The sequence below is a fragment of the Actinotignum sp. usb-actsch-213 genome, assembly GCF_059085665.1.
In genome coordinates this window covers 1-26,512 of sequence record NZ_JBHNSQ010000043.1, presented here as the reverse complement: position 1 = coordinate 26,512, position 26,512 = coordinate 1, and the positions used below count along the sequence as shown (strand labels likewise).

General features: G+C 62.0%; 23 protein-coding genes and 2 pseudogenes. 13 read left to right on the top strand and 12 right to left on the bottom strand.

Going from position 1 to position 26,512, the window contains the following annotated elements; all coding sequences use genetic code 11:
• Nucleotides 1-270 precede the first annotated feature (270 nt).
• The gene (locus AC5RK6_RS04920) at nt 271-465 is read right to left on the bottom strand and encodes a DUF7455 domain-containing protein (RefSeq protein ID WP_026428827.1); all 195 of its coding nucleotides are present in this window, start codon (nt 463-465) and stop codon (nt 271-273) included.
• A gap of 81 nt (nt 466-546) precedes the next feature.
• On the opposite strand from AC5RK6_RS04920, the gene AC5RK6_RS04915 reads away from it, so the two are divergent.
• Nucleotides 547-1,302, top strand: coding sequence for a 3'-5' exonuclease (locus tag AC5RK6_RS04915; RefSeq protein WP_320757486.1), 756 nt, complete (start codon nt 547-549; stop codon nt 1,300-1,302).
• Here the strand turns inward: AC5RK6_RS04915 and AC5RK6_RS04910 are convergent.
• Together AC5RK6_RS04910 and AC5RK6_RS04905 are read right to left on the bottom strand one after the other, a co-directional pair.
• A complete protein-coding gene (locus AC5RK6_RS04910; protein WP_320757487.1) occupies nt 1,250-3,085 on the bottom strand; it encodes an RNA polymerase sigma factor in 1,836 nt (611 codons plus the stop codon). The genes AC5RK6_RS04915 and AC5RK6_RS04910 overlap by 53 nt on opposite strands.
• Nucleotides 3,086-3,336: 251 nt before the next feature.
• Nucleotides 3,337-4,623 (bottom strand): DUF4192 family protein, encoded by a 1,287-nt coding sequence (locus AC5RK6_RS04905; protein ID WP_320757488.1) that lies wholly within the window; start codon nt 4,621-4,623, stop codon nt 3,337-3,339.
• A gap of 106 nt (nt 4,624-4,729) precedes the next feature.
• Here AC5RK6_RS04905 and AC5RK6_RS04900 point away from each other — a divergent pair, with 106 nt between their 5' ends.
• Nucleotides 4,730-5,770 carry a polyprenyl synthetase family protein gene (locus AC5RK6_RS04900; RefSeq protein WP_320757489.1) on the top strand — a complete coding sequence of 347 codons (1,041 nt, stop codon included), beginning with the start codon at nt 4,730-4,732 and terminating at the stop codon, nt 5,768-5,770.
• A 50-nt stretch (nt 5,771-5,820) separates the two neighbouring features.
• Here AC5RK6_RS04900 and AC5RK6_RS04895 read toward each other — a convergent pair whose 3' ends face one another.
• Nucleotides 5,821-6,162 carry an Rv2175c family DNA-binding protein gene (locus tag AC5RK6_RS04895; protein WP_320757490.1) on the bottom strand — a complete coding sequence of 114 codons (342 nt, stop codon included), beginning with the start codon at nt 6,160-6,162 and terminating at the stop codon, nt 5,821-5,823.
• A 198-nt stretch (nt 6,163-6,360) separates the two neighbouring features.
• Here AC5RK6_RS04895 and AC5RK6_RS04890 point away from each other — a divergent pair, with 198 nt between their 5' ends.
• On the top strand, nt 6,361-6,858 hold the full coding sequence (locus AC5RK6_RS04890; RefSeq protein WP_320757491.1) for a lytic transglycosylase domain-containing protein: 498 nt from the start codon (nt 6,361-6,363) through the stop codon (nt 6,856-6,858).
• A 36-nt stretch (nt 6,859-6,894) separates the two neighbouring features.
• Complete coding sequence (locus AC5RK6_RS04885; protein ID WP_320757492.1) at nt 6,895-8,610, top strand: protein kinase domain-containing protein; 1,716 nt, start codon at nt 6,895-6,897, stop codon at nt 8,608-8,610.
• Nucleotides 8,611-8,636: 26 nt separating this feature from the next.
• Here the strand turns inward: AC5RK6_RS04885 and AC5RK6_RS04880 are convergent, their stop codons facing one another.
• Nucleotides 8,637-9,995, bottom strand: a complete 1,359-nt coding sequence (locus tag AC5RK6_RS04880; RefSeq protein ID WP_320757493.1) for a class II 3-deoxy-7-phosphoheptulonate synthase — start codon at nt 9,993-9,995, stop codon at nt 8,637-8,639.
• 198 nt (nt 9,996-10,193) lie between these two features.
• Nucleotides 10,194-11,408: a pyrophosphate--fructose-6-phosphate 1-phosphotransferase gene (locus AC5RK6_RS04875; protein ID WP_016442634.1), complete on the bottom strand. Its 1,215-nt coding sequence runs from the start codon at nt 11,406-11,408 to the stop codon at nt 10,194-10,196.
• A 69-nt stretch (nt 11,409-11,477) separates the two neighbouring features.
• Here AC5RK6_RS04875 and AC5RK6_RS04870 point away from each other — a divergent pair, with 69 nt between their 5' ends.
• The 4 genes and pseudogenes from AC5RK6_RS04870 to AC5RK6_RS04855 form a co-directional block, all read left to right on the top strand.
• Nucleotides 11,478-11,987: an SdpI family protein gene (locus tag AC5RK6_RS04870; RefSeq protein WP_320757494.1), complete on the top strand. Its 510-nt coding sequence runs from the start codon at nt 11,478-11,480 to the stop codon at nt 11,985-11,987.
• 50 nt (nt 11,988-12,037) lie between these two features.
• Nucleotides 12,038-13,942, top strand: a complete 1,905-nt coding sequence (locus AC5RK6_RS04865) for a DEDD exonuclease domain-containing protein (RefSeq protein ID WP_320757495.1) — start codon at nt 12,038-12,040, stop codon at nt 13,940-13,942.
• An 83-nt stretch (nt 13,943-14,025) separates the two neighbouring features.
• Nucleotides 14,026-14,130, top strand: a pseudogene (locus AC5RK6_RS04860) (hypothetical protein); the annotation flags it as partial.
• Nucleotides 14,131-14,163: 33 nt separating this feature from the next.
• Nucleotides 14,164-14,295 (top strand): annotated as a pseudogene (locus tag AC5RK6_RS04855) (Fe-Mn family superoxide dismutase); the annotation flags it as partial.
• 165 nt (nt 14,296-14,460) lie between these two features.
• Here the strand turns inward: AC5RK6_RS04855 and AC5RK6_RS04850 are convergent.
• Nucleotides 14,461-15,462 carry an FKBP-type peptidyl-prolyl cis-trans isomerase gene (locus AC5RK6_RS04850; protein ID WP_320757497.1) on the bottom strand — a complete coding sequence of 334 codons (1,002 nt, stop codon included), beginning with the start codon at nt 15,460-15,462 and terminating at the stop codon, nt 14,461-14,463.
• Nucleotides 15,463-15,526: 64 nt separating this feature from the next.
• Nucleotides 15,527-16,882: a dipeptidase gene (locus AC5RK6_RS04845; RefSeq protein WP_320757498.1), complete on the bottom strand. Its 1,356-nt coding sequence runs from the start codon at nt 16,880-16,882 to the stop codon at nt 15,527-15,529.
• 191 nt (nt 16,883-17,073) lie between these two features.
• On the opposite strand from AC5RK6_RS04845, the gene AC5RK6_RS04840 reads away from it, so the two are divergent.
• The gene (locus AC5RK6_RS04840; protein WP_435730728.1) at nt 17,074-17,766 is read left to right on the top strand and encodes a DUF3043 domain-containing protein; all 693 of its coding nucleotides are present in this window, start codon (nt 17,074-17,076) and stop codon (nt 17,764-17,766) included.
• A 19-nt stretch (nt 17,767-17,785) separates the two neighbouring features.
• Here AC5RK6_RS04840 and AC5RK6_RS04835 read toward each other — a convergent pair whose 3' ends face one another.
• Together AC5RK6_RS04835 and AC5RK6_RS04830 are read right to left on the bottom strand one after the other, a co-directional pair.
• The gene (locus AC5RK6_RS04835) at nt 17,786-18,211 is read right to left on the bottom strand and encodes a hypothetical protein (protein ID WP_026428812.1); all 426 of its coding nucleotides are present in this window, start codon (nt 18,209-18,211) and stop codon (nt 17,786-17,788) included.
• Nucleotides 18,212-18,292: 81 nt separating this feature from the next.
• On the bottom strand, nt 18,293-18,607 hold the full coding sequence (locus AC5RK6_RS04830; RefSeq protein WP_026428811.1) for a P-loop NTPase family protein: 315 nt from the start codon (nt 18,605-18,607) through the stop codon (nt 18,293-18,295).
• 125 nt (nt 18,608-18,732) lie between these two features.
• Between AC5RK6_RS04830 and lpdA the strand changes: the two genes are divergently transcribed.
• Nucleotides 18,733-20,106, top strand: coding sequence for a dihydrolipoyl dehydrogenase (lpdA, locus tag AC5RK6_RS04825; RefSeq protein WP_087070670.1), 1,374 nt, complete (start codon nt 18,733-18,735; stop codon nt 20,104-20,106).
• An 18-nt stretch (nt 20,107-20,124) separates the two neighbouring features.
• Nucleotides 20,125-21,885, top strand: a complete 1,761-nt coding sequence (gene sucB, locus AC5RK6_RS04820; protein ID WP_101595533.1) for a 2-oxoglutarate dehydrogenase, E2 component, dihydrolipoamide succinyltransferase — start codon at nt 20,125-20,127, stop codon at nt 21,883-21,885.
• Between the two features lie 300 nt (nt 21,886-22,185).
• Here the strand turns inward: sucB and AC5RK6_RS04815 are convergent, their stop codons facing one another.
• A complete protein-coding gene (locus AC5RK6_RS04815; RefSeq protein ID WP_143231872.1) occupies nt 22,186-22,803 on the bottom strand; it encodes a hypothetical protein in 618 nt (205 codons plus the stop codon).
• A gap of 304 nt (nt 22,804-23,107) precedes the next feature.
• Between AC5RK6_RS04815 and AC5RK6_RS04810 the strand changes: the two genes are divergently transcribed.
• Complete coding sequence (locus AC5RK6_RS04810) at nt 23,108-23,809, top strand: DUF4191 domain-containing protein (protein ID WP_087070668.1); 702 nt, start codon at nt 23,108-23,110, stop codon at nt 23,807-23,809.
• 159 nt (nt 23,810-23,968) lie between these two features.
• Entirely contained in the window at nt 23,969-25,393 is a 1,425-nt protein-coding gene (gene glnA / locus AC5RK6_RS04805; RefSeq protein WP_087070667.1) for a type I glutamate--ammonia ligase, read from the top strand.
• A gap of 48 nt (nt 25,394-25,441) precedes the next feature.
• On the opposite strand, the gene AC5RK6_RS04800 is transcribed toward glnA, so the two are convergent.
• Nucleotides 25,442-26,512: [protein-PII] uridylyltransferase family protein (locus tag AC5RK6_RS04800; protein ID WP_493926373.1), on the bottom strand; the 1,071-nt coding region annotated here is incomplete at its 5' end.

Below are 26,512 nucleotides of genomic sequence, written 5' to 3'. Positions count from 1 at the left end.
TGCGGCGCGCGTGAAAGTACGTGAAAGTACGTGAAAGTGCGTGAAAGTGCGTGAATCCCACGGTTCACACCAGCCCCAGCGGGGGTTCTATGCGTTTTCAGAGCTGTAGTGCATTTGTCGTACACGCGCAGTACACCTCGGAAAAACACCCCGCCACCCCCACGCAGCCGGCGACGAGGGTGCCAGCCGGCATCAGCTGAGAGCCACAGTAGGAACGCGTTAACTCAAAAGCGGCCCGGGTGGGCCGCTGGTGGTGAGATCGAAGAGAAGCTAGGCGATATTTTCGCGTTCGTCTTGAATCTCAAGGGCATCTTCACGCAGCTTATCGAGATGCTGGGAAGCATGATGGCCGCAGAAGAAAAGTTCTCCATAGGGCAGGCGTACCCGAACGTAGGCCTGGGCTCCGCAGGCATCGCAACGATCCTGCGCGGTCAAGGGAGCTAATTCAGTCAATGTAGTACTCACATACCTATCAAAGCATAAAAGGGCGCGCTTATTCCTGAGGAGAAGATCACCTCAGGCCCGTGCTCTCGGTAAGCTGAACGCATGGCTCTCTCTCACGCACACGGTAGTTCTTTGGGCTATGCCGCCCTCGATCTGGAAACCACCGGTTTAGATGCGCGCACGGACCGCATTGTGGAGATCGGGGTGGTGCTTCTAGATGAGCAGGGCAACCCAGAGTGCGAATGGGACAGCCTGGTGAACCCACTGCGGCCCATGGGAGCCACGGATATCCACGGAGTACACGCTGCAGAAGTGGCACAGGCGCCGTCGTTCTCACAACTGCTCCCCCACGTGGAACGGCTGCTGCACGGGCGTATCCTCGTGGCGCATAATGCCCGCTTTGATCTGGGTTTCCTCAACGAGGCTTTTCGCCGCGCCGGAAGCCCGCTACGTATCCCGCTCACCGCTGCCGTGTGCACGATGGATCTTTCGCGCATTTATGTTCCCGAGGGGCGCCATTCCCTTATGGCCGTGGCCCAGCGTGCGGGAATTGAGATAGAAGAACACCACCGTGCCATCACGGATGCGCGCATGTGCGGGCGGCTCCTGGCTGAGTACCTGCGCCGAGAGGCACGCGGGGAGCGCTACGCCACCCGCGCACATAGTAGAGACGGGCGGGAAATAACAGCAGCGGCGTGGGACGATGCTCGCCTCCACGCCGCTGAGATTATTTGGCCCACCCCGCTATTCGAGGTGGAGTTCCCCGGTGTGCGCCGCGCGCGCCGGGAACCTGCCGCGCCTGGTTTTACTCCAGATAGTCACGCAGCACCTGCGAACGGCTCGGGTGGCGCAGCTTAGACATGGTCTTGGATTCGATCTGGCGAATGCGTTCGCGAGTAACCCCGTAAACCTTGCCGATTTCATCCAGGGTTTTCGGCTGGCCGTCGGTGAGGCCAAAGCGCATGGAAACCACCCCGGCCTCGCGTTCGGACAGGGTATCGAGAACGCGATGGAGCTGCTCTTGGAGCAGGGTGAAGCCGACGGCATCCGCCGGGACCACCGCTTCGGAATCCTCAATGAGGTCACCGAATTCGGAATCACCATCTTCACCGAGCGGGGTGTGCAAAGAAATGGGTTCCCGGCCGTACTTTTGAACTTCGACGACCTTTTCTTCGGTCATATCCAGTTCTTTCGCCAGTTCCTCGGTGGTTGGTTCCCGCCCGAGTTCCTGGAGCATCTGACGCTGAACCCGCGCGAGCTTATTGATAACTTCGACCATATGCACCGGGATGCGGATAGTGCGGGCCTGGTCCGCCATCGCGCGGGTAATGGCCTGGCGAATCCACCAGGTAGCGTAGGTGGAGAACTTGTAGCCCTTGGCGTAGTCAAACTTTTCGACGGCGCGCACCAGCCCCAAATTCCCTTCCTGAATAAGATCAAGGAAGAGCATGCCGCGGCCCGTGTAGCGCTTAGCCAAGGAAACTACCAGGCGAAGATTCGCCTCAAGGAGGTGGTTCTTGGCGTGCTTGCCATCGCGGGAAATAATCCGCAGTTCACGGATATAGGCGTGGTCTTTCTCCTTATCGAGATTACCCTGGTCCAGCAGGTGCTGGGCGTAGAGCCCGGCCTCGATTCGCTTAGCGAGTTCCACTTCTTCCGCGGCGTTAAGCAGGGGCACTTTGCCGATCTGCTTGAGGTAGTCCTTGACCGGATCCGCGGTGGCACCGGCAACGTGAACACGTACCGCCGGCTCATCGGAATCATCGGAATCTTTGACGGTGAACCCGCCTCGGGAATTACGCCCGGTTGTTTCCGTTTTGGCGGCGTTATCCGTTTCCTTATCGGCTTCGTCCTCTTCTTCCTCGGGTTCTTCTTCGGCGTCCTCCGAATCGTCTTCGTCATCCTCGAGATCGTCGTCTAGATCCTCGGCGTCAACATCCTCAGCATCGACGTCGAAATCTTCATCCTCGAGATCCTCATGTTCTTCAGGATCTTCCGGCTCTTCCTGCTTAGCGGTAGCACGCTTCGACGTAGCCTTCTTCGAGGTGGAAGCCTCCTTGGATTCGGCTGCCTTAGACGTGGTCTTCTTCGCGGCAGTCTTACGGGTGGCCGGCTTCTTAGCGGCCGGCTTCTCCTCCTTGGCTTCCGCTGCGACCGCGGTCGCCTCCGTGGCAGCCGCAGCAGGTTCCGGAGTTTCGCTTTCAGCGGTGGCTTTCTTCTCGGCAGTCTTCTTCGCCGCGGTGGACTTTGAGGCGGCGGACTTCGTAGCAGCTGACTTCGCGGTGGTGGCCTTCTTCGAGGAAGATGCCGAAGAAGCGGCCTTGGATTCAACCGACTTAGATTCGGTCGACTTAGATTCGGTCGACTTAGATTCGGTCGACTTCGGTTCGCTTGCCTTGGAGATGGTCTTCTTGGTGGCAGCCTTCTTGGTAGTGGTGGTCTTGGCCGCACTGGCCTTCTTGGCAGCCGGCTTCTTCGCCGCCGTGGTGCTTTCAGAAGCGGTAGCTGCCGAGGTGGCCGATGCCGTGCGACTGGAGGAGCGAGAGGCCGCCTTCTTCTTCGTACCCGAAGCGGATGCGGACACCGCGGTGTCCTTTTCCGCGGCAGCGGTTTCTTGTGCACTGGCAGACTTTGTGGCCACGTGAGACCTTTCCCTAGTGTTATCAACGAATGCCGAAAACCGGCACGGGGTATCCACCCCAAAGAGCTATTTAGCGGAACGCACCCCACCCACTTTTTGTTCCCCACCCTCCCTAAGGTGCCGATCATCACATAGCATTCTTATGCTCGGGGACTATAGTTCGCCCACTTTCCGCCGGTATGAACTTCCCGCCAGCGCGCACTTCCCGCCAGCGCGAATACCATCTTCACGCACGTAGCTACGTAGGTTCTTTAGGCTGCTTGGCTACCCGGCCCATATCGATCCGCGGCTTCCGGCTCACTAGCTGCCAAACCGCAGGGCGTGACCTCGTCACCGGCACCGTCACTATCCACTTCCCCTTGATCGCCACTATCAGCTGTGGCGCGTGAACACCTCTCACCTCCGTTCGGGCCTAGCAACCAGGGAGGCAATGCGTTCCATTCGGCCGCATCTTTGAGCATGCGCGCCAAGCGCGAGCCGGGATTGATTTCCAGGGCTTCTTGAGCGCGCAGCGCGGTCATGGAATTTTGCCCCACCCACCAGGCTAAATACGCCGAGCACGCGTAGGGAACCTCCACTCCTTCCGGAGCCAGCCGGGCTAATTCATCCAGAAGAGCCATCATTCCCAAAGCGCGCACAATATTGGGACGCTCCCCCACCCCGGTAGCAAAACCCACCGCGGGATCAACTGATGACATCGGTAGCAGCGGATCATGCTCAAGGGAGACCTGCAAGATTTTATCCCGAATAGGGATGCGTAAGAGCCCGGCCAAGGCTCGCCCCGCTTCGCGGGTGGTGATGCGCGGTGGGCCGGCTTGGCGGCGGCGCGCCACCCGAGCAAGGAGCATATCCCAATGCTCTTCCAGTGCAGTGACTTCCTCCCCGCGCGCTTCTTCCAAGGCTACGGCGGTATTACGCTTCCGAGTGGGGCTGGCCTTGACGATATCCCGGCGCGGTTCTTCTTCCAGAGGCGCCGAACCCTTGTAAACGAGAGCAGCCGCCGCCTCGGTAGATTCCAATTCTTCCCAGCGGCAAAATGTTTCTTCTCCCATATCCATAAACCCTTCGTTATCGGCAATAAAAAAATCACAACTCCACGCATCGCGAGTGCCCGGGTCACCGTCCCAGAGCCGGGAAAGAGCAGCGCAGAGCAGTTCCAGTAGGGCCAGCACCGAAGCAAATTCGCGGGTGTGAGCGAAGCGAATAAAACTTGGACAGTAGACCACCGCCACGCAGCTGAACATTCTGCAGGCAGCTACCGTGTCAGTTATTTGCCGGGCAACATAGGGCGAGATAGGGCCGGCACGCAGATCTACCCGAATGAGTGGCGTTTCACCCCCGGCCACGGCAACTTCCGGACGCTGCGAAGATTCCAGCGAACCGAACCATTGCGGTAGTTCCTCACCCTCCGGGCCCACGGCCCGATGCAATTCCGGGCTTCCCCCGAAGAGTACGAAGTGGTGGCGCGGGTGATAGCCCAGCAGATGGGGAATAACAGCGAGGGCATCGCGCGGATGATGAAGTGTGATTGTGTCCATAGGGCTAGATAACCAGCTTCGGCAACCGCGTGCTCGCGAGTGCCGGTACCCTGTGGATGGGGCGCGCACCTCACGGATCTGTGGATAAAGAAGCGGAGCAGGAGCAATGGAGTGGAGCACTCGCGATTTCACCAACGGGGTTGATAGCCGTATTGAGGCGCGTTTGGATTCGCTGCGCCGCTGGAATCAGCCCGAGGTGGAGGATTTCATTGATACTGTTACCGCGCTAGCGTCCGGCGGTAAGCGGACACGGGCGCGGTTGGTGCGGGCCGGGATGCTGGCCACTCTTCCGGAGTCTACTTGCCCGGATATGGTGGCGGCGGTGCGTATGGGCGCGGCCGTGGAGCTTTTCCAGCTCGCGGCCCTTATTCACGACGATATTATTGACGCTTCTGCCACCCGCCGCGGGGTCCCCACGGTACATGCGGAGCTGGAGAATTATCACCGCGTATCCGGTTGGGATGGTTCCCCCGAGCGCTACGGTTTCCGCTCCGGTTTGATTGTGGGCGATGCTGTTCTGGCGCTGGCGTCTCAGGAAGCGGTGAGCGCCGGGCGTAGTGCTCCCCTCGAGCCGTTTTTCACCATGTGCGAGGACGTGGGCATCGGTCAGTTCCTCGATATCCGCTGCGAATATGCCCGCGGGGCTACCCGGGAGGATATCAGCGCGATTATCACCCATAAAACGGTGTCGTATTCCGCGCTCTTCCCCCTGCTTATCGGGGCTGCGCTCGCTGAGTCGCCCAGGCCGGAAACAATCGCAGATTTGCGGGCTTTCGCCACACCTTTCGGTGAGGCTTTCCAATTGCGCGACGATATCCTCGGAATTTTCGGGGATCCAGCTGTCACGGGTAAACCTGCCGGCGATGACCTCACCGAAGGGAAAAACACCTTCCTCTTCCTCGAAACGCTGGAGCGGGTTAGCGAGGTGGATGCCCGGTGGTTGCGGTCCTTGCGTGGGAAGCCTTTGGAGGGCGACGACGTCGCTCGCGCTCGGGCTCTCATGGAGGACTCTGGAGCGCGGGCTCACGTGGAAAACATGATTCGCCACCGTGAGGATAGTGCACGAGCTATCTTGCCGCGCCTGAATGATGCCGCCCGCGACAGCTTAGGGGAACTCCTCCAGCGTCTGCGCTCGCGCACCCACTAGGTCCGGCGGCCCCTGCCAAGGTGGCCCGCACCAAGGTGGGCAACCACGAGCTAAAAAGCCAGGCCGGCGATGACGCGTCGAACCGCGTGGGTGTGCCCGGCGATGAGTGCACCCAACGGGGTATCACGTAGTTCCGGTTCGAAGCGCCGCAGCCATTCTTGGGCTTCGTCGTCGTTATATCCGGCATCGCGCAGGGAAATAATGGTGCCGCGCAACGAGGGCAGCGGCACGCGCTGCCCGTCTTTCATCACAAACTGTCCCGCGTCGGCGTAAAGGGCGTTATTTTCCCCGCGCCGCACCGCCAGGAAACGGGCATCGCGCAGCTGGGAGCGTACCGTACGCAGATCGGTCTCGAGGTAATCGGCCAGCTCCGGAAGGCTCAACCACGTCACAGTTGTATTCTCTTTTTCCACGCTTCCCATCTTAATGCCGCGGCCGCGCAGGCGCGCAGGTGGGCAAGGGTGCGGCGTCGTCGCCATTACAAAATCGTCACATTCTGGTGACATTTTCACAACAGTGCACTATTGTCACAAGTGGAACAGCGGCCGGGGCGCAATCGAATGTCCCCCGCACCGGCCAGGAAGTGAGAAATGGTGGGATCGAAGGCGAATCTGGCGCGTTTGCGGGCGCAGGTACCGGCCCCGCACTACGAACTTTCGCACGCGGAAATCGCGGCGCGTTTGAATGCGATTATCGCCCCGAGCCGGGCGGAAACGCAGAAGATGGTGCGTGATACGGCGGCGCTTATGGGCGTCAATCCTCGGCTTGCAATGGCGCATGCCTATATCGAATCCGGTTTCAATTCTCGCGCCCTCTCCCCGAGCGGTGCGGCAGGTGTGATGCAGCTGATTCCCGCGGCCTCACGGTGGGCGGGGCGGATGGTCGGGCGGGATCTGGACTGGCTTATTCCCGCGGATAATATCACCGCGGGTATCGCCATTATTCGGTATTTGCAGCGCCACACCGCCAGTACGCATGAGGCTATTGCCGCCTACTACCAGGGTTTGGCACGCCTGCGGGAAGCTGGGCCGTACCCGTCTACCCAAAAGTACGTGCTGCGGGTCTTGCGCGCAGCTAAGAGTTTCTAAACGCGGCGTTTTGAGGCGGCGCGCTACCCTAGGTGTGTGACTATTCCTTCCCTGCCGGCCGGGTGGCTTGAGGGCCGCTACCGTCTCGACGCCCCGGTGGCGCGCGGCGGGATGGCCACGGTGTACCGCGGCTACGACACCAATCTAGATCGCGTGGTGGCGATCAAGATTATGCACCCCGACCTGGCGACCCTTGATGATTTCACCCGGCTCTTCCAGCGGGAAGCCCGGGCGGTCGCCGCGCTGAGTAGCCCGCATATCGTCACTATTTACGACCGTGGGGTGTGGAACGACGGCGCAACCGAGCGTGCCTACCTCGTCATGGAATACGTGCCCGGACCCACGCTGCGCCACGAGCTGGAGCGCCTAGGGTCCTTCCAGCTCGGCACCGCCCTGGAGATTTGCGATCAGGTCCTCCAGGGCCTGGCAACTGCCCACCGGACCGGAATTATTCACCGGGATATCAAGCCGGAAAATATTTTATTCGACGCCACCTGCCCGCCGCCCTCCCCCGTGCGCCTGCCACAGCTCACCGTGACGGTAACTGATTTCGGACTCGCCCATGCGGTGAGCGCATCCTCGGGGGCGCTGCCGCGCTGGGGAACCCTGGCCTATACCGCACCGGAAATTCTGGAGCAGCGGGCGGCGAGCCCGGCTAGCGATGTTTACGCCACCGGCCTGGTGCTCTTTGAGTTAATTGCCGGGCGCCTGCCCTGGGCCGGATACTCAGCCGCCCAGCTCGCGGCGGCACAAGCACGGGAAGATTTACCGCGCCTAGCGGGGGATAATCCGTGGTTGCCGGCGGAGGTGGATTCTTTTATCGGGGTGCTTACCGCTAAAAATCCGGCGGATCGCCCGGCGAGCGCCGGAGAGGCCCGGGAGTTGCTGCGGGCGGTGCGGACCCGGGTTCTTGACGATGCCGCGCTACGGCGTATTCCGGTTACGCCGCGCCGCCCACAACCGGTTCGGGGCGAAGAGACGGCGGGTGAAAGTGGGGGTGCCGAGCCGGCGACCGCGGCTGGAGAAGGAGTCGAGCACGCTGTCACGATCAATGCTGCCGCGACTGGAGCGCCCACGCTGGATGCCCCCACGCTGGGTGCCGACGCGACTGTTCCGGTGCACGCACCTGAGCACCGTGCCCCGTCAATCCTCCGCCCCACCCGGAAACTAAAGGTAAGCCCGGTTAGCTCGCAACAAGGTACGGGCCGACCGCAGCAGCACCCGGGAAAACCGCGGCAGCGTAGCGCTGGGCGGCGGCGCGCCCGCGCGTGGTGGATTGCCGCCTGGGTATGCGCAATCGCGTTGCTTGCTGGGGCAGGCGGCGCGACGTGGGCTCTCACGGCGGGCCCGTGGGCACGGGTAACGGTACCCGAGCTTGCCACCGGACTCACCCAAGCGCGTGGCCAGATGGAGGCCCTCGGGCTAACAGTGGAGACGGAGGTGCGGGGCGGGAGCGGAGCGCTACCGGGTACCGTGCTGGGTAGCGATCCGGAGGCAGGTAGCCGGGTGCGCCCGGGGAGCACAGTTGAACTTCTTATTGCCGGCGCAAGCCGTGATACAGCCGTTCCCGACGTGGCAGATATGGCGGAGGCAGAGGCACGCGCCGTGCTCGAACAAGCGGGATTCCAGGTGCAGGTGCGCTACCGGGAAACCCGGGCTGCCGCGCCGGGCACCGTGTTGCGCCAGGATCCCGGACCGGGAGTGAGCACCGCAGCCGGGCAGAAAGTCACGCTCATTATTGCGGCGCGCTAGCCAAGGCGCGCTAGTCCCGCCCCGTTTTACAGGTGGACGTCGCGCAGCATTTCGGCTAGCTGGTAGGCCAACTCCAGGGACTGCTGGTGGTTGAGACGCGGATCGACCAAGGATTCGTAGCGTTCGGTCAGGGTCTCTTCGAAGATTTCTTCCGAGCCACCCAGCACTTCTGTCACGTCATCCCCGGTCAGTTCCACGTGGATACCGCCCGGGTGGCTACCTAAGGCTTCGTGAACCGCGAAGAACCCGCGGATTTCCGCCATGATATCGCTCAGGCGGCGGGTCTTAATTCCATTGGATGCCTTGATGGTATTTCCGTGCATGGGGTCGGATACCCAGGTAACCGGGCGCCCGTCACGCTGCACCGCTTCCACCAGGGGCGGCAGAGCTTCTTCTACCCGCCCGGCCCCCATGCGGGTAATGAACGTGAGTCGGCCCGGTTCGCCTTCCGGATTGAGCTTGTCAATAAGGGCGAGGGCGGTATCTGGCGTCGTCGTCGGACCTAATTTCACCCCGATCGGGTTACGTGCGTGGGAGAACATCTCCACGTGGGCACCATTGACGTCGCGGGTGCGCTCCCCGATCCACAAGAAGTGGGCGGAAGTGAGGTAGGGCTCGTGAGTGCGCGAATCAATGCGCATCATAATTTCCTCAAAGGGTAGTACGAGACCCTCGTGGGAAGAATAAATTTGCGTTTCTGCCAGCTGTGCGCCATCGACCCCGGCCGCGGTCACGAAACGCATGGCGCGATCAATCTCGCTCGCTGTTTTTTCGTACCGCACGTAAGCCGGGTTGGCAATAAAACCGCGGTTCCAATCGTGGACCGAACGCAAGTCGGCGAAACCACCGCGCGTGAACGCACGCATGAGGTTGAGGGTGGCCACCGAGTACAGGTACGCCTCCTCCAAACGGTGCGGATCGTGGCGGCGCGCCGCGGCCGTGAATTCGTGCCCGTTAATGGAATCGCCCAGGTAGGAGGGCAAGGTGGTATCGCCAATAGTTTCGGTGGCCTGGGAGCGCGGCTTAGAGTACTGGCCGGCCATCCGCCCAATTTTCACTACCGGCACCGAAGCCCCGTAGGTCAAAATAACCGACATTTGCAGGAGAGTGCGGACCTTGGCACGGATGCGATCCGCGGTGATTTGCTCGAAAGATTCTGCGCAATCCCCACCCATGAGGACGAAAGCTTCTCCGCGTTGGGCAGCGGCGATCCTCTCACGGAGCCGATCGCATTCACCCGCAAAAACGAGGGGCGGCATTTTCGCCAAACGCTGCATGACGGCAGTAAGCTCTGCTTCATCCTCGTAATGGGGTTGGTGCAAAGCAGGCTTATCGCGCCAGGTGTGGGCCAGCGCAGCAATTTTATGCGTATCGTCCTCAAACATAAACGAAATCTTAGCCCGGAACGGGGGCACGGGCAGAATTGCGTCAGCGCCATGAGACGCATCCGGGGCTCACACGCGCGCACCACACTAAAAATGATCTGCACACAAGCTCGCCCCGCACCAGATAACCGGTACGGGGCGAACATTCACGTGTGGATACAGGGCACCCGGGCAGCCCGGGCCCACGACGCAGCCGCATTAGGCGTGCGGGCGAACCTCCTGGCCGATGGCCTGCATGGTCTCCACGAACCAATCCTGGGTGATATCGAAGGCCTTGTGGCCCTTCACCCGCGGGAAAGCGATATTGGTGAGGACGTTACCGTTCTCCTCATCGTGCCCGATGAGGCCGGGCTTACCTTCCAGGGCGCACTGCACGGCCAGGTCCACCATGCCCTTGATGAGGCGCAGGTCCTCAGCGTTGGCGTGCCAGGCGCGGGAGAAGTACCCGGACTTTTGCACCATGACCTTTTCCGCGCCGAGCTTCTGCGCGAATTGCTCAGCGAACCAGCGGCCCGGATTGACCTTATCGAGCTGGACGTGTCCGAAGGGATCGCGCGGTACTTCCTGGCCAGCGGCTTCCATTTCGGCCACGATTTCATCCACGCCCGCACCCTCGGAAAGGAAGATATTGACGTTGCCGATCTCATCCATAATCTTCTTGAGGCGTTCGGCTTCCCCGCTGATATCCAAGGCCATTTCGGGCAGGAACACGGCGTGCACATCCCAGCGTTCCTTGGTCAAGCCCAGCGCCGGAGCCCATTCCTGCTCCTGGACCCAATCGTGGTAGTACTTGGAGGCCTGCGCGGTAAGGTAGCCGCAATTACGGCCCATGACTTCGTGAACGATGAGCATACGCGGGTTGGAGCGATGCTCACCAATAATATGCTGGGCGTAGAGCGAGGCTTCTTCCGCGGCGGTCCAGGCGCCCAGGGACTGGCGCACCGGAATAATGTCATTATCGATGGTCTTGGGCAGACCCACCACCACGAGGTGATGCCCGTTTTCTTCCAGGTAGGCAGCCAGATCAGCCGCGGTGGTATTTGTATCATCACCGCCGATGGTGTGGAGCACATCCACACCATCTTCCACGAGACGCTGAGCGGCGAATTCCAGCGGGTTCACGCCTTCTTCCACGAGGCCACGCTTGACCAGATCCTCGGTATTGGTCAGCTTGACGCGGGAGTTACCGATGGGTGAACCGCCGAAACGGTGCAGGATATGGGCTTGTTCGCGCCCTTCTTTATCGATGGTGATGTAATTCCCGGTGAGCAGCCCGTGGTAGCCATGCTGGTAGGCGATAATTTCCACATCGGGCGCAATTTCCGTATAGCGCTCAATGAGGCCACCCACGGCCGAGGACAAACACGGGGCGAAACCTCCGGCGGTCAAGAGCGCAACGCGGCGGACAGTCATCGTTAACCTTCCGTTTCTGATTGGGGGATTATTCCGCTGTTGATTATACCCGCAGCTATAGTGTCTTTCATGGGAGAAGGACCTACAGGCAAGCACTCGGATAATAGCTTCGATGCGCAATGGGACAAGATCGCGCGCGAGCTGGAAGCCGAGGGGGTGGGAGCGAATATCAATACCACCCGGGATAGTGATGCCGCGCTGCCGCCGGTGGATGTTTCTCCGCGCTACACCGATGCCGCCTGGGCGCTGGGTGGCGGGCGAACGGCCGGTCCGCGCGATTGGTCCCCGGCCCCGGAAGATTCAGATTTTTCCGACGACGACGCCACCTTCAACCCGGCCTCCCGCGAAGAATATTATGTTCCCCAGGCCCCTGCCCACCGCTACGCGAGCCTCGCCTGGGTGGCCACCGGGGTGCTGGTTCTCATCAGTGCGCTCATGTTTATCGGCCTGCTGCCCGCCCCGCGCCTGACCGCGTGGATCCTGGCCGGTGGAGCCCTGGTGGGCGTTGTGGTCGCCATTATTTTGACGGCACCCGCCCGCGAAGATACCGATCCGTACGACGACGGCGCCCGCCTGTAGCGCGCTACTTCTCCGCGAATTCATCGTAGCTCCGCGCTAGGGTAAAAATCATGACAGCACGGCATATTCCGCGGCCCGGCACCCGGGTCGATACCGAACCTATTGAGGTGTATCGGTCCGGCCGCATCTTGGCTCCCCGCCAGTTGGAATTTGCGGATCTGGGGACTCCTCTGGATGAGGTTACTTTCGTGGTGGTAGATGTGGAAACCACCGGAGGGAGGCCCGGGGCGCATGCGCTCACCGAAATTGGTGCGGTGAAAGTGTGCGGAGGGGAGGTGGTGCAAGAGTTTTCCTCACTCGTTAATCCCGGGGTGCCCATCCCGGCCCAGATCACCGTACTCACCGGAATCACCACCGCAATGACGGTGAGCGCTCCCCCGCTGAGCGAGGTCCTCCCTGCTTTTCTCAATTTCCTTGAGCCCGATGCCCCAGCGCTTGACGGTGGAGCGTCTGTTCTAGGCAGTGGAGTGCCTGTTCCCGGCAGCGGAACTCTCGCTTCTAGCAGTAGAGTACCTGCCCGAAACCGGGCGGCGGATCCACCGGTGCTCGTGGCTCATAATGCCCGCTTCGATATGTCCCATTTGCGCGGGGCGTGCGAAGCGATAGATGTGGCGTGGCCACGCCTGCGGGTCCTCGATACCCTCGGGCTGGCGCGGCGTATTTTCACTCGCGATGAAGTCCCCAATCACAAATTAAGCACCCTCGCTGGCTACTGCCGGGCCGCGGTACAGCCAAGCCATCGTGCCCTCGATGATGCGCGGGCTACCGTGGATGTGCTCCACGCGATGATCGGGCGGCTCGGCCCGCTCGGCGTCACCCATATTGAGGATCTGCTCACCGCCTCCAACCCGGTTCCGGCCCGCCGGCGCCGCCGCGCCGTGCTCGCCGATCAGGTACCGCACAGCCCGGGCAGCTACCGTTTTATCGGCCCGAATAACGAAGTACTGTACGTGGGTAGCTCCGGGAATATGTACCGGCGGGTGCGCCAGTATTTCACCGCCGCGGAAAAACGCCGCCGCATGGCGGAGATGGTGGACCTGGCCACCCGGGTAGAAACCACCCCCACCGCCACTCTCCTGGAAGCACGGGTGGTGGAGCTGCGCGATATTACTCGCTTCGATCCGCCCTTTAATCGCCGCTCGCGCCGCCCGCACACTCGCACCTGGATCAGCCTGGATACCACGCCTGTGGCGCGCCTGAAAACTACGCGCAGCTGTTCGGCAACAGAGGTGGCACACTCACTGGGGCCTTTCGGCTCCCGCAAAGCTGCCCGGCGCGCCGCCGAGCTCATCGGAGATGAAGCCGGGCTCAATCCCGCCGGACTCAACGTGCCACGCAAGGCCGATCTGAGCGATTGCCCGTGCCACTTCGCTTCCCACGCACCTTGCGCGTTGGCCCCGCGGGGCACCGTCAATACCGGAGCAGTGGCCCTCTCGCGCGCCCGGCGGCTGTTAGCTGGTTCCCTTGCCGAAGTATGGGATCACCAGATGGATCGCGTTGCCCGCCTGGCCGCCCAGGAGCGTTTCGAAGAAGCGATGGTGGAACGCGACCGGCTTTCGGCGCTCCTCACCGCAGCCCAGCGGCGGGACTTGCTGGTTCCGCTGTGGCGAGCAAGCTGCGTCGTCGCCGCGTCTAAGCGAGAGGATCATTGGGAAATTATCCTCACGAGTTACGGCAGCCTGCTTGGTACCGCAACTGTCACCGAAGCCCGCGAGGTTCCCCAGCAGGCCGCGGCGCTCCGCAGCGCGACTCCCCTCCTCCCGGCTTCCGCCCGCGCGTCTGAGCACGCGCACCCGGAGGAAACCCTGCTCCTTGCCGCCTGGCTTTCCGATCCCCGCTCGCGAGTGCTCGCCATCGAGGGCGAGATTCCCCTCGCGGTTCCCCTCACCTCAGCCCACCGTTTCCCAGCTTTCTTCCCGGGATCGGAAGAATCACCCGGCTTGGCTGAGCGTTAAACTTCCCCATTTCCACCACGTATGTGACGAGCGTCCCATATACTGGCCCGCATTCGCATTCAATTACCATTCGGAGATTCCGAATGTATCTAAGCGGGCTGGCACCGCGATGCCCCCCCCCGAATTGGAGTATGAGAATGGCAACCTACATCCTCCCCGATCTTCCCTACGCTTACGCGGCACTCGAACCGCATATTTCCGGAAAGATCATGGAGCTCCACTTCTACCTTGACTACCTCAATGTCAAGGCCGATTACGTCAAAGCTATCTGGAATATCGTCAATTGGGAAGAAGTCGGAGCGCGTTTGGCAATCGCACAGGAGCAGTCCACCGGCCTTCCCATCCGCGCATAAGTCAGGCGCAAACCGCGCCGCCGATATTCATGGATAGCGGCGGCTAACGCGGCATCATCTCTGGATAGCACAAGGGCGAGGCTCCTCTTCAGAGGCCCCTCGCCCTTCGTGACTATCAGGTGTATTTTTCGGTCCTCTCAGACCCAACCGGTAGCTACCCGGCAACTACACCGCAGAAAGAATATCCACGACCACGGCAATAGCCTGGGCCGGATTATCCTTGCTAGGCACGCTCAGCAGAACTCGCGAGCCGACCGGCACCCCCGCCAGGGGCGCGAAAATCTGCTGAGTGGAAGGTACCGAGCGCGGCCCTGCCGGATAGTTCGCAGTTGTGGGGGCCCAGGTATTTTCCGCGTGGGCGTTATCCCATTGGGCGGCCGCGAACTGGAGCACATAGGTGCCCTTCTCCGGGAGCGGAGCCCCGCTGCCGCGGGCAATAACCGTGGCCTTGAGTTCCGCGGGAGCTTCCGCACCTTCTTTCACCCGGATATCGGTAATGGGCTGACCCAACTCACCCGTGTAGTCCACCGGGAGCGCATCGGCCTCGGTTTCCACCGTAGCACCGGCCTCGCCCGCACTCTTCGCGTTCCAGGCATCCAGAATTTCCACGTAGAAAGCAATGGTATCCGTGGCCCCGATGGAACCATCCTTGGTACCACCCGAAGGCCCGTAACCCCACTTGGCCGGGATGGACAAAATCAGCTTATCCCCCACGTGGGCTTTGGCCAGGGTGTGGCTCCAGCCCGGGATCACCTGGGCGAGCGGGAAGGTCGCCGGGGCGTTGCGCGAATAGGAGGAATCGAAAGGCTCGTTCTTCCCCCACACTTGGCCCACGTAATTGACCTTGGCCACCGCATCGGCACCCAATTCCGCGCCGCTGCCCTGTTCCAGCACCCGCACGCGCACATCCGCCGGAGCGTCCCCCTTCGGGAACTCCAGCAGCGGCGCCTGCGCCGTGCCACCCAGGGACGGCATGCCCTCCTCTGAGTACACAATCTCAGGCGTTTCCCCGGGGGCGGGGCTTTCCACCGCGCCGCTTGCCTCAGCGCTCGCGGATTCCGAAGCAGCCGGTGTTGAACTAGCTGCGCCGTCGTTCCCACCCGAACATGCCGCGAGGCCGCACGCGAGCAAAGCCGCCGTGCATCCCGCAAGAATTTTCTTTCCCATCAACGTCACTTTCTTTGTCCCGTTCGCGCCGCTCGGGCGCGCCACGGCCTTCGCGTACCCGCGCTTAGCGGCTTTCGCCCTGTCCCAGCTTCTCCAGGAGCAGCGCCTCCGCCAGAATAGCGTTACGCCAATCGCCCAGATGCAAGGATTCGTTATGAGCGTGAGCACGTGCGTCCGGATCTTCCACGCCGGTCACCAAAATCTCCGCCTCCGGGAAGACTTCCGCGAGGTCAGAAATGAAGGGGATAGATCCACCCGTTCCGATATCCACCGATTCGTGACCGAAGGCTTCGCTGAGCGCTTCACGAGCCAGATGCATAATGGGGGTATCCTCCCCGGCTTTGAAACCGGAACCCGCTTCCGCAACTTCGGTGACCACGGTGGCTCCGAAGGGCGCCTGCGCTTCGATGTATTCGGCCAGTAGCTCGCCGGCGCGCTGCGGATCCTGACCGGGGGCCACCCGCATGGACAGGAAGGCGCGCGCGGAGGGAATCACGGTATTGGAGGCTTCCGCTGTGGAGGTCACATCCATACCGATAACGGCAATAGAGGGTTTCGTCCACATACGCGAATTGAAAGAGCCGGTCCCCAGGAGCTGCATGCCGGGCAGAATCGCGGCATCGCGGCGCAGGTGTTCTTCTTCGTAATCGACGTCGGCATCGTCCCACGCATCCAAACCGGGAACCGCAACGTCACCGTTCTCGTCGTGCAAGGTCGCGATAATCCGCGCGAGTGCGGTCACCGCATCGAGGGTGGGCCCGCCGTACTGTCCCGAATGTACACCGTGGGTGAGAGTGGACACTTCCACGCCCAGGCGCACGACACCGCGCAGCGAGGTGGTCAGGGAGGGAACCCCCACCTTCCAGTTACCCGAATCGGCCACCACAATGGCATCGGCTTGCAGGCGATCCCGGTAGGTTTCCAGGAAAGCATGGAAGGTAGGCGAACCGATTTCTTCTTCACCTTCGATAAAGAGGGTGACGTTCACGGCTAGATCATCGCCGAGGGCCGAGATCGCAGCCATGTGGACAAGCACGCCCGCCTTATCATCCGCGGTACCGCGCCCGTAGAGGCGCCCGTTCTTTTCTACCGGCTCGAAAGGATCGGATTCCCAGCCGTCCAGGGTTCCCTGCGGCTGCACATCGTGATGCGCGTAAAGAAGAATGGTGGGCTTATCGTCACCGACGTGCTTATGGGCGAGAATCGCCGGGCGGCCCTTACCCTGGGGCGTTTCCAATTCAATAATATCGACGTCGAAGCCGCGTTCGCGGGCCATACGCGCCACGAATTCCGCGGATTCACGCACTTTCGCCTGGTCAAATGCATCCGCAGAAACGGAGGGGATACGGACAAGGTCCTCAAGCAAAGCGCGATGGACGGGCAGGGCCTCATCCACGCGCGCAACAAGATCACTACTCATACGTCCTAGGGTACCGGGTTCGCGCCGGCGGCCGCGCGGGTGGGTGATGGAGGCGGTGGCGCAGGTCGGGCGCGGGCGGCTTCGTGTGAGCGGCTACGGGCAGTACGCGTGAGTAATGGACGGGGCGGCCGCGCGCGAACGGTTAGACTATTCTCGTTCAAGGCATAGTTGGCGACGACGCAGGAGTTGAGATGGCATTCGGCCGCAAGAAAGAGGCACTAGAACAGGCGCAAGAACAGGTAGCACCCGCCCCCACCCACCCCAAGGGATATACACCGGGCAAGGGCGCACCTACCCCGAAGCGTAAGGATGTGGAAGCGCGCCGCCGTCGGCCGATTATTTCTGACAAGTCTTCGATGACGCGGGAGGAAAAGAAAGCCCGCAAGGCCGAGGAACGCGCCCGTTCCTCCGAGCGCTGGGAACGCGAACAAACCGCGATGAAAACCGGGGATATTCGGAATATGCCCCTTGCCCACGCGGGCGTGCAGCGAGCTTTCGCGCGCGATGCACTCGATTCGCGCTTCCAGTTCTCCTCGCTCATGCTCTTTTTGGCCATCATTATGATCGTGGGCGTTTTCACCCTCACCCGCTATCCGCTGGTCTTCAATGTATTTGTTATTACCTGCTACGCGGTTCTGGTGCTCATGGCCGTGGAAGCATGGTGGCGCGCCCGCCAGGTGCGCACCCTGGTCGAATACAAATACGGGGAGGATAAGACTCCGGATCGCCTGGTCGGGCAGATGATGTCACGCGGGTTTACCCCGCGGCGCTGGCGCATGCCACGCCCCATGGTGAAATTCGGTGAGTACCCCGAGGGTGGCACTCCCGCGGATCTCAAAAAGGCGCGGGAAGCGAAGAAAGAAATGAAGCGGGCCGCGAAGTAAAGCGAAAGGCTAAAGAAAACTAAAGATTACGCTGGGCGATGCTGGCTGGCCGGGACCACATAATCCAGGCCAGCCCGGCAATGGCCCCGAGGGTGGGAAGGTAATAATAGGTGGCACCGGCCTGATACCAGGGGCTCACCTGATGGAAAAGATCAGGGATGACCACGCCCACCACGGCCATCACAATATTGGCGCTCCAGCAGGTGGTGGCCACCCACCGCATCCGCCGCCCGTTATGGAGCGAGCCGGCGCAAGCCAGCACCCACACAAGCGCCGCCACCAGGGTGGTGGTCATGCGCCCGGGATAACCCAGCTGAAAATCTTCGGTGCCCGCAACAATGGCTCGCCACACGAAAATGGCGGCCCCCAGGCTCAGCGCAATGAGGAGGAAGAGAGGCCAGCCCACGGCGGTGCGCCTCTCGTCTCGGATCATTTCACTATTCACCTGGCTCCTCCCAGAATCCTGCACTGGCTGTGCGCCTCCTTCGCGGAGCTGACCGCGGAGACGACGTACCATCATAAACCTTTAAGCGCGCCGGTGCTCCGCGTTCCAACGGCGCACCGACTCGGGATAGCCGGTGCGATTAATTTCGTAGAAAGGTATGCCCAGTTCACGGGCAAGTTGCGCTCCGGCTGCCAGATCAGGCACCCGCCGGCGGGTCCACTCCCCGGTGCGAGCAACGAGGAGAAGAGCTGCCGGCTCACGCGGAGTTTCCACCTCAAAATAGGCTTCCACCCCCGCGCGAGTCTCGATGAAATCGGCGAAGTGTTTCGCCGTCGCCGAACGGCGAGCACCGCCGTGAGCAGCACGGGAACGGGAGCGACGCGAAAAAAGACCCATACGGTGATTTTAGCGACCCTCGCTGGGAGCGTGATGCGTCCCAGATAACACCTCGGCATGGCAGAATATAGGTATAGCGGCTCTTGTACCGCATTCCAAAATGTTGTATTGCGAAGGGAAATCCTGTGGCAGAAACGAAAGAGTACGACGTCGTCATCCTCGGTGGCGGCAGCGGCGGCTACGCGGCCGCGCTTCGTGCCGGTCAGCTCGGCCTGACCGTTGCTCTCATTGAGGCTGACAAGCTCGGCGGTACCTGTTTGCACCGCGGGTGCATCCCCACCAAAGCATTGCTGCACGCCGCTGATGTTGCCGATGAAATGCGCGAAGGCCCGTCCATTGGTGTAAAAGGTTCCTTTGAGGGCATTGATATGCCCACCTTGCAGGCCTACAAGAACGGCGTGATCGAGAAGATGTTCAAGGGCCTGACCGGCCTGGTCTCCTCGCGCGGTGTGGAGATTGTGCAAGGCTGGGGCAAGCTCGTCGCGAAGGACACCATCGAAGCTAATGGCGTGCACTACCGCGGCAAGCACGTTGTGCTGGCCTCCGGTTCCTATTCGAAGACCATCGGCCAGGAGATCACGGGCCGCGTCCTCACCTCCACCGAAGCGCTGGAGCTGGGTGAGGCCCCCGGATCCGTGATCGTGCTGGGTGGCGGGGTTATCGGGGTGGAATTCGCCTCCGCGTGGCGCTCCTACGGTGCGGAAGTCCAGATTATTGAGGGCCTGCCGCGCCTGGTTCCCAATGAGGATGCGGAAGTGTCCAAGAATCTGGAACGCCAGTTCCGCAAGCGCGGCATTAAATTCGCTACCGGAACCATGTTTGATCACCTCGAACAAACCGATCATTCCGTCAAGGTTTTCACCCAGGACGGCAAGGAATTCGAGGCGGATTACCTGCTCATCGCTATCGGGCGCGGCCCGGCCACCGCGAACCTCGGCTACGAAGAAGTCGGGGTGAAGATGGATCGTGGTTTCGTGCTCACCGATGAGCGCCTGCGCACTAACGTTGATGGAATCTACGCGGTGGGCGATATTGTGCCCGGCCTCCAGCTGGCTCACCGCGGTTTCCTCCAGGGTATTTTCGTTGCCGAAGATATTGCGGGCCTCAACCCCAAGGTGATTGACGAAACGAAGATCCCGCGCGTCACTTTCTGCACCCCGGAAATCGCCTCCGTGGGTCTCAACCAGGATAAGGCCGAGGAAGAATACGGCAAGGAAAATATCACCACTGCCACCTTCAACCTCACCGGGAACGGCAAGTCCCAGATGCTGGGCGCGGCCGGTTTCGTCAAGCTGGTTGCGGTCAAGGATGGTCCCATCGTGGGCTTCCACGCCATCGGGGCGCGCATGTCCGAACAGATTGGCGAAGGCGAACTCATGGTGGCCTGGGAAGCCTACGCGCAGGACTTCGATGGTCTTATCCACGCCCACCCCACCCAGAACGAAGCAATCGGCGAAGCGGCATTGGTCCTCGCGGGCAAGCCGCTCCACAACCACTAAATCGAGGGAGATAACTCTATGTCTGAACCGTTGAAGATGCCCGCCCTGGGCGAATCCGTCACCACCGGTACCGTGACCGCCTGGCTCAAGCAGGTGGGCGATACTGTTTCGCTCGACGAGCCGATTGTGGAAGTCTCCACAGACAAGGTCGATTCGGAAGTCCCCTCCCCCGCGGAAGGCGTGATCGAACAGATCCTCGTCCAGGAAGATGAAGAAGTTGAAGTGGGTGCCATCCTCGCCTATATCGGTGATGGCTCCGGCGTGGCTGCTTCGGCAGCTCCCGCCAGCAATGCAGCCCACGCGGAAGAAGCGGCTCCTGCTCCTGCTGCCGCTCCTGCGCCGGCAGCTGCGCCCGCCGCACCCGCCGCGCCGGAAGGTGGCTCGGCTGCCACCGGTGTGGAAGTGAAGATGCCGGCCCTGGGTGAATCAGTCAATGAGGGAACCGTCACCTCGTGGCTGGTGGCCGAAGGCGATGAAGTCGAAGCCGACCAGCCCATCGTGGAGGTCTCCACGGACAAGGTCGATTCGGAAGTCCCGGCCCCGGCCGCCGGCATCATCCAGAAGATTGTGGTCCAGGAAGATGAAACGGTTGCGGTAGGCACCGTCATCGCTTATATCGGCGACGGCGCAGCCGCGCCCGCACCCGCGGCTCCCGCCGCCGGTGCGGCCCCGGCTGAAGCACCGGCCAGTGTGGCAGCGGTCCAGGAACCGGCTTCCGGAACCCCGCAGCACGGCACCCCGGCCCAGCAGGAAAACCAGGCGAACACGCCGGATCTGGATACGGCTGATGTCGGTACCGGTTTCTCCGAACCGGATGCCTACATCACTCCGATTGTGCGCAAGCTCGCCAAGGACTTGGATGTGGACCTGTCCGGAGTCAAGGGCTCCGGTGTGGGCGGGCGTATTCGCCGCCAGGATGTGGAAGCGGCAGCCGCGGCCGCGAAGAAGGCCGCGGAAGAAGCCGCGCGTGCCCAGGCCGCCGCTTCCCAGCCGGCCCCGGCAGCTGCACCCGCGCCCGCCGCGGCGAAGAAGGCTACTCCGAGCGCACCGTCTGCTGAGGCAGCTCAGCTGCGCGGTACCACCGCGAAGATGACGCGCCTGCGCCAGACCATCGCCAAGCGCATGGTGGAATCCCTCCAGATTTCGGCGCAGCTGACCACCGTGATCAAGGTGGATGTCACGAAGATCGTCAAGCTCCGGGAAGCCAATAAGGCTGCTTTCGCCGAACGTGAAGGCACCAAGCTGACCTACCTGCCCTTCTTCGTCAAGGCCGCCATCGATACCCTGAAGAACCACCCGAAGCTCAACGCCACCATCAAGGACAATGAGGTGGAGTACTTCGACTACGAGAACATCGGGATCGCGGTGGATACCCCCAAGGGCCTATTCGTCCCGGTTATCAAGAACGCGGGCGATCTCAATATCGCCGGCCTGGCCCGCGCCATTAATACCGGCGCGGCCAAGGTACGCAATGGCGAAGCAGCGGTCGATGATCTCACCGGCGGTACCTTCACCATTACGAATACCGGCTCGAACGGCGTCATGTTTGACACCCCGGTCATCAACCAGCCCGAGGTGGCCATCCTGGGTATCGGCGCGATTATGCGCGAACCCGGCATCGTCAAGGACGCGGACGGCAACGAATCCATTGGCATTCGTTCCTACCTCTACCCGGCGATCACCTACGATCACCGTTTGGTGGACGGCGCAGATGCCGGCCGGTTCCTCAAGGAATTCAAGGCCCGCCTGGAAGAAGCCGATTTCGAGGGTGCGTTCTAAGGAACTTAACAACTAGGATCCTCGGTTCCTCTGGGTTACGCAGTGCATCTCAGGTGCTACGTAACTCAGTAACGCAACCTCAACCGCGCGCGTGATCACGCGCGCGGGAAGCTCCCCGGTTCCGGTAGTGCTATCTGGCATTCCGGATACCGGGGAGTTTTCGGTTGATAGGCAGTCCGCAGCCCCACTACTCACGCACCCCACTCAGCTGGCCTCTCCATACCGCTATGCGATAGCCTTCAAGGGCACGGGTGAAAGCCCAGCGCAACCAAAACTGCACGCCCTCGCCGGCGGCCGCGTTCACGAGCACGGGTGGGTGGCCACCACGCGCCACGGCTGCGGGCTCAGCTGCCAGCGCGCACACCGCTCCGGCTGCGGCCCAATAGTTTCCCCGCTGGCGAGAACGAGGCGGCGCTGCACCGTGACGACTTCAAGAAGGTTCTCCCCCACCCAGGAAGCTTCCCGCACCTCAGTTTCCACCTGCGCTACCGGAGTGCTCTCCAGCACCCTACGCAACTTCGCATCGGCCGCCGCCGCTTCACCATCCGGCATGTTCAAGGCGTTCAGCGCTGCTATATCACCCGCGCCAATAGCGGCATCGCGGGCCGCCACTAACTGGCGGGCCACCGCCAGAGCATCCGGCTCCGGCTCGGTATTCGCACCAGAGCCACGTGCCCGGCCCTTGCCAGACGCCACGCCATCGCCATACTCCGGCTTTTCTCCACGTACCGGCTCCGTGGGTGCCTTTTTCACCGTGGGCACTAGCGCGCCCAGCGCCATTCCTGCCAGCACGCCCGCCACTATCCCGAGGACGCATAGACGCACCAACATAGCCACCCGCCCATCGCTAGCTCCGCCTACCCCGCCTCCGTCACGTGCCCTGCTTGCCTCGCGCCGCTTCACCACTGTGCCTGCCATAGGCCTACTTCACCACCGCCGGCCTATTCCGTCCAGAAGCCATCCACAGGCAGGCCCGCCACTGCGTCGTTATCCACAAGCCGCTCACGCTTCACGCCTGACGCTTCACGCCTCATCTCACACCTCACACAGACCCATCGTGCACATCACCACGCTTGCCCTCGATGCCACGGTCACCGCGGAATCCACATCCCCACCCCCGAACAACTGTCCGCCAGCGTGAGATTGGGCCAGGCGCTCAACAAAGCCGGCGCTATCGTCTAGAATCGACGGGGACTATCGAGAAGGATCTAAAAGGAATCAGATGGCACAGGATAAGAACAAGGGCGCGAAGAAGAAGCCGGGCTTTTTCAAGACTCTGCGTGACGCATTCACCATCGCGAAGCGCACCTACAAGCATCTGGGCTGGTGGCTTGCCCTGGCCGGGCTCGCGGGCCTGGGAATCGGTATTCTCCTCGGTTTCCTCACCAAGAGCTGGATCGCCTGGACCGTGTTCGGGATCCTCCTCATGCTCCTGCTTCCCATGCTGCTTCTCACCCGGGCGGTGCGCTCGGCTAGCTACGCGCAGCTGGATGGCATGCCGGGAGCCACCTCCGCGATTCTCGATTCGCTGCGCGGCTCGTGGGTCAAGCAAACCGAACCGGTGCGTTTCAACGCCCGCCACCAGGATTTCGTTTTCCGCCTCATCGGGCGCCCCGGTGTGGTTCTGGTTGCCGAAGGCCCCATCTCGCGTACCCGTAAGCTCGTTGATGATGAGCGCCGCGCCATCCGCCGGGTAGCCCCGAATGCCCCGGTGCACGCCATTTTCATGGGCAATGGCGAAGGGCAGGTCCCGTTGGCCAAGATCGAAAAGGCTATTAAGAAGCTCAAGAAGGAAATTTCCGCCCAAGAAGTTTCTGCCCTGGCCCAGCGCCTCGAAGCTTTGGGGAATAAGGCACTCAATATCCCCAAGGGAATTGATCCCACTAATATTCGCGCTAATCGGCGGGCCCTGCGCGGCCAGTAGGCCGCGCCGTCGTCGTATATATTTCGTATCCGCCCGGGGAATTCCGCGTGAGTTCTCCGGGCGGAGGCACGCCCGGAGGTTTTTTGAGCCGGGGGCAGCACGCTAAACTACATGGGGTAACCGCACCGCTAGCCGCGCCGCGCGCCGGGAGGAGTCCGCATGTTCACAAGTGTCGCCGAAGCTGCCGAGTTTATCGCGGCAAACGAGATCGAATTTCTTGATATTCGCTTCTGTGACCTGCCCGGCGTGATGCAGCATTTCACGGTGCCCGCCACCCAGGCAACCGCCGAAAAAATGAACGAGGGCTATATGTTCGATGGCTCCTCGATCCGCGGTTTCACCTCGATTCATGAATCGGATATGAAACTGCTTCCGGATGTGTCCACCGCCTTTGTGGATCCGTTCCGCGCGGAACCCACCCTCGTCATGAATTTCAATGTGGTGGATCCGTACACGGATGAGCCTTTCGCGCGCGATCCGCGCAATGTTGCCGAACGCGCCGAGGCGTACCTGCGTTCCACGGGTATTGCGGACACGATTTCGGTGGGTGCAGAAGCCGAGTTTTATTTATTCGACGACGTGCGCTATGACACCACGGTCAATCACTCCATGTACGTGATTGATTCCAATGAGGGCTCGTGGAATTCGAGCCGGTTGGAGCCGGGCGGGAATACCGGCTACAAGATTCCCCACCAGCAGGGTTATTTCCCGGTGGCGCCGGTGGACGCAAACGAGGATGTGCGTGACCTCATGTGCCAGTATTTGGCGCAGGTGGGCTTGGATGTGGAACGTGCCCATCACGAAGTAGGCTCGGGCGGCCAGCAAGAAATCAACTATCGCTTCAATTCTTTGCGTGCCGCGGCGGACGACCTCATGAAATTCAAGTACGTCATTCGCCGGGCCGCCGATGTGTGCGGGAAAACTGCCACCTTTATGCCCAAGCCGCTTTTCGATTCGGCCGGCTCGGGGATGCACTGCCATATGTCGCTGTGGAAAGATGGCCAGCCGCTTTTCCACGATCCGCGCGGCTACGGGCAGCTATCGGACCTCGCGCGCTGGTACGTGGGTGGTTTGCTGGCCCACGGGAAGGCGCTCGCGGCTTTCACTAATCCGTCCGTGAATTCCTACCGCCGCCTGGTTCCCGGCTTTGAAGCGCCCATCAATTTGGTGTATTCGGCGCGTAACCGTTCGGCGGCGATCCGGATTCCGCTGAGCGGGAATTCCCCGGCGGCCAAGCGTATTGAATTCCGGGTTCCCGACCCGACCGCCAATCCCTATCTGGCTTTCTCCGCGGAGCTCATGGCGGGCCTGGACGGTATCCGCAACCGGATTGAGCCGCCGGCGCCCATCGATAAGGATATTTACGAGCTGCCGCCGGAAGAATACGCGGATATTGAGACGATTCCGGCCTCCCTCGATGCGGCTTTGGCCGAGCTGGAAGCCGATCACGATTTCCTCCTCGAGGGCGATGTGTTCACCGAGGACTTCATCGCCACCTGGATTAAATACAAGATGGATGCGGAGGTCACCCCGCTGCGGGCCCGCCCCCACCCGTACGAATTCGAGCTGTACTACACGCTCTAAACGGGCGCTGCCGAAGCGGCCCGCGGCGACCTGGCCGCGGTGCGCGGGCTAGCCTCGCCCGTAAAATACGTGTTCCACGGCGGCGCGGGCATGCCGCGCGGCCCGGGCGCGCCGGTCGAGGATATCGCTGGCGTGCTCAACGCCCAGGATCGCGGCCATGCGTTCGCGCTCGCGCGGATCACGCGGAATAACCTGAGCAGCGCTCCCGGTGCGGCCCGTCGCCACAAAAGCGGCCTGGCGCAGGGCGCTGGCCGCCTGCCAGCCCTCCACGAGGGCGTGTTCCTCATTCGCGGTGATCAACCCGGCAGCGCCGGCCGCCCGCAGCGCCTCCCCCGTTCCGGTCACCCGGAGTTGCGGGTAGGCCGCGGCGTACTCGAGCTGGAGGAGCTGCGCGGTCCACTCGACATCCGCGCTTCCGCCCGGCCCAAGTTTGAGGTGGGAGGCCGGGGCCACTCCCCCGGGAATCCGTTCTTTTTCCACCCGGATTTTCATGAGCCGGATGGCGGTGCGCCGCGACTCATCCCAATGCGCCGGGTAGCGCAGCGGGGCGATGAGCTCGAGGAAACGTTCCCCGAGTTCGCGATCCCCACCCACCGCGCGGGCCCGCAGCAGCGCCTGAAATTCCCAGGGCTCAGCCCAGTTGCGGTAATACTCCCCGTAGGAATCCAAGCTGCGCGCGAGCACCCCGCTGCGGCCCTCGGGGCGCATATCCGCATCCACGGCCAGCGGCGGCGCCCCGCCCACCTCCTGCTCCAGGCGCATAAAAGCACGCGCCAGCGCATCGGCATCCCCGGCGGCCTCCTCCGGCCCATCCCACACGAACATCACATCGGCATCGGAGGTGTAGCCGCATTCGCGCCCGCCCAGGCTCCCCAGCCCGATCACCGCAAAAGAAAAATCGGGATGCGGGCCATCCGCCTCGTTTTTTTCGGCGACGACGGCGCACCTGGCGGCGCGTACCCCCGCTTCCACCGCGCATTCCACGGCGTTACTTACCGCGCCCGCCACTTCTTCGGGCCCGAGCAGCCCGAGAGCCTGGGCCATGGCGGTGCGCAGCACTTCCCGCCAGCGCAACCACCGGCCCGCCCCGGCGATCTCCCCTGGCTGGCTGCGCCGCTC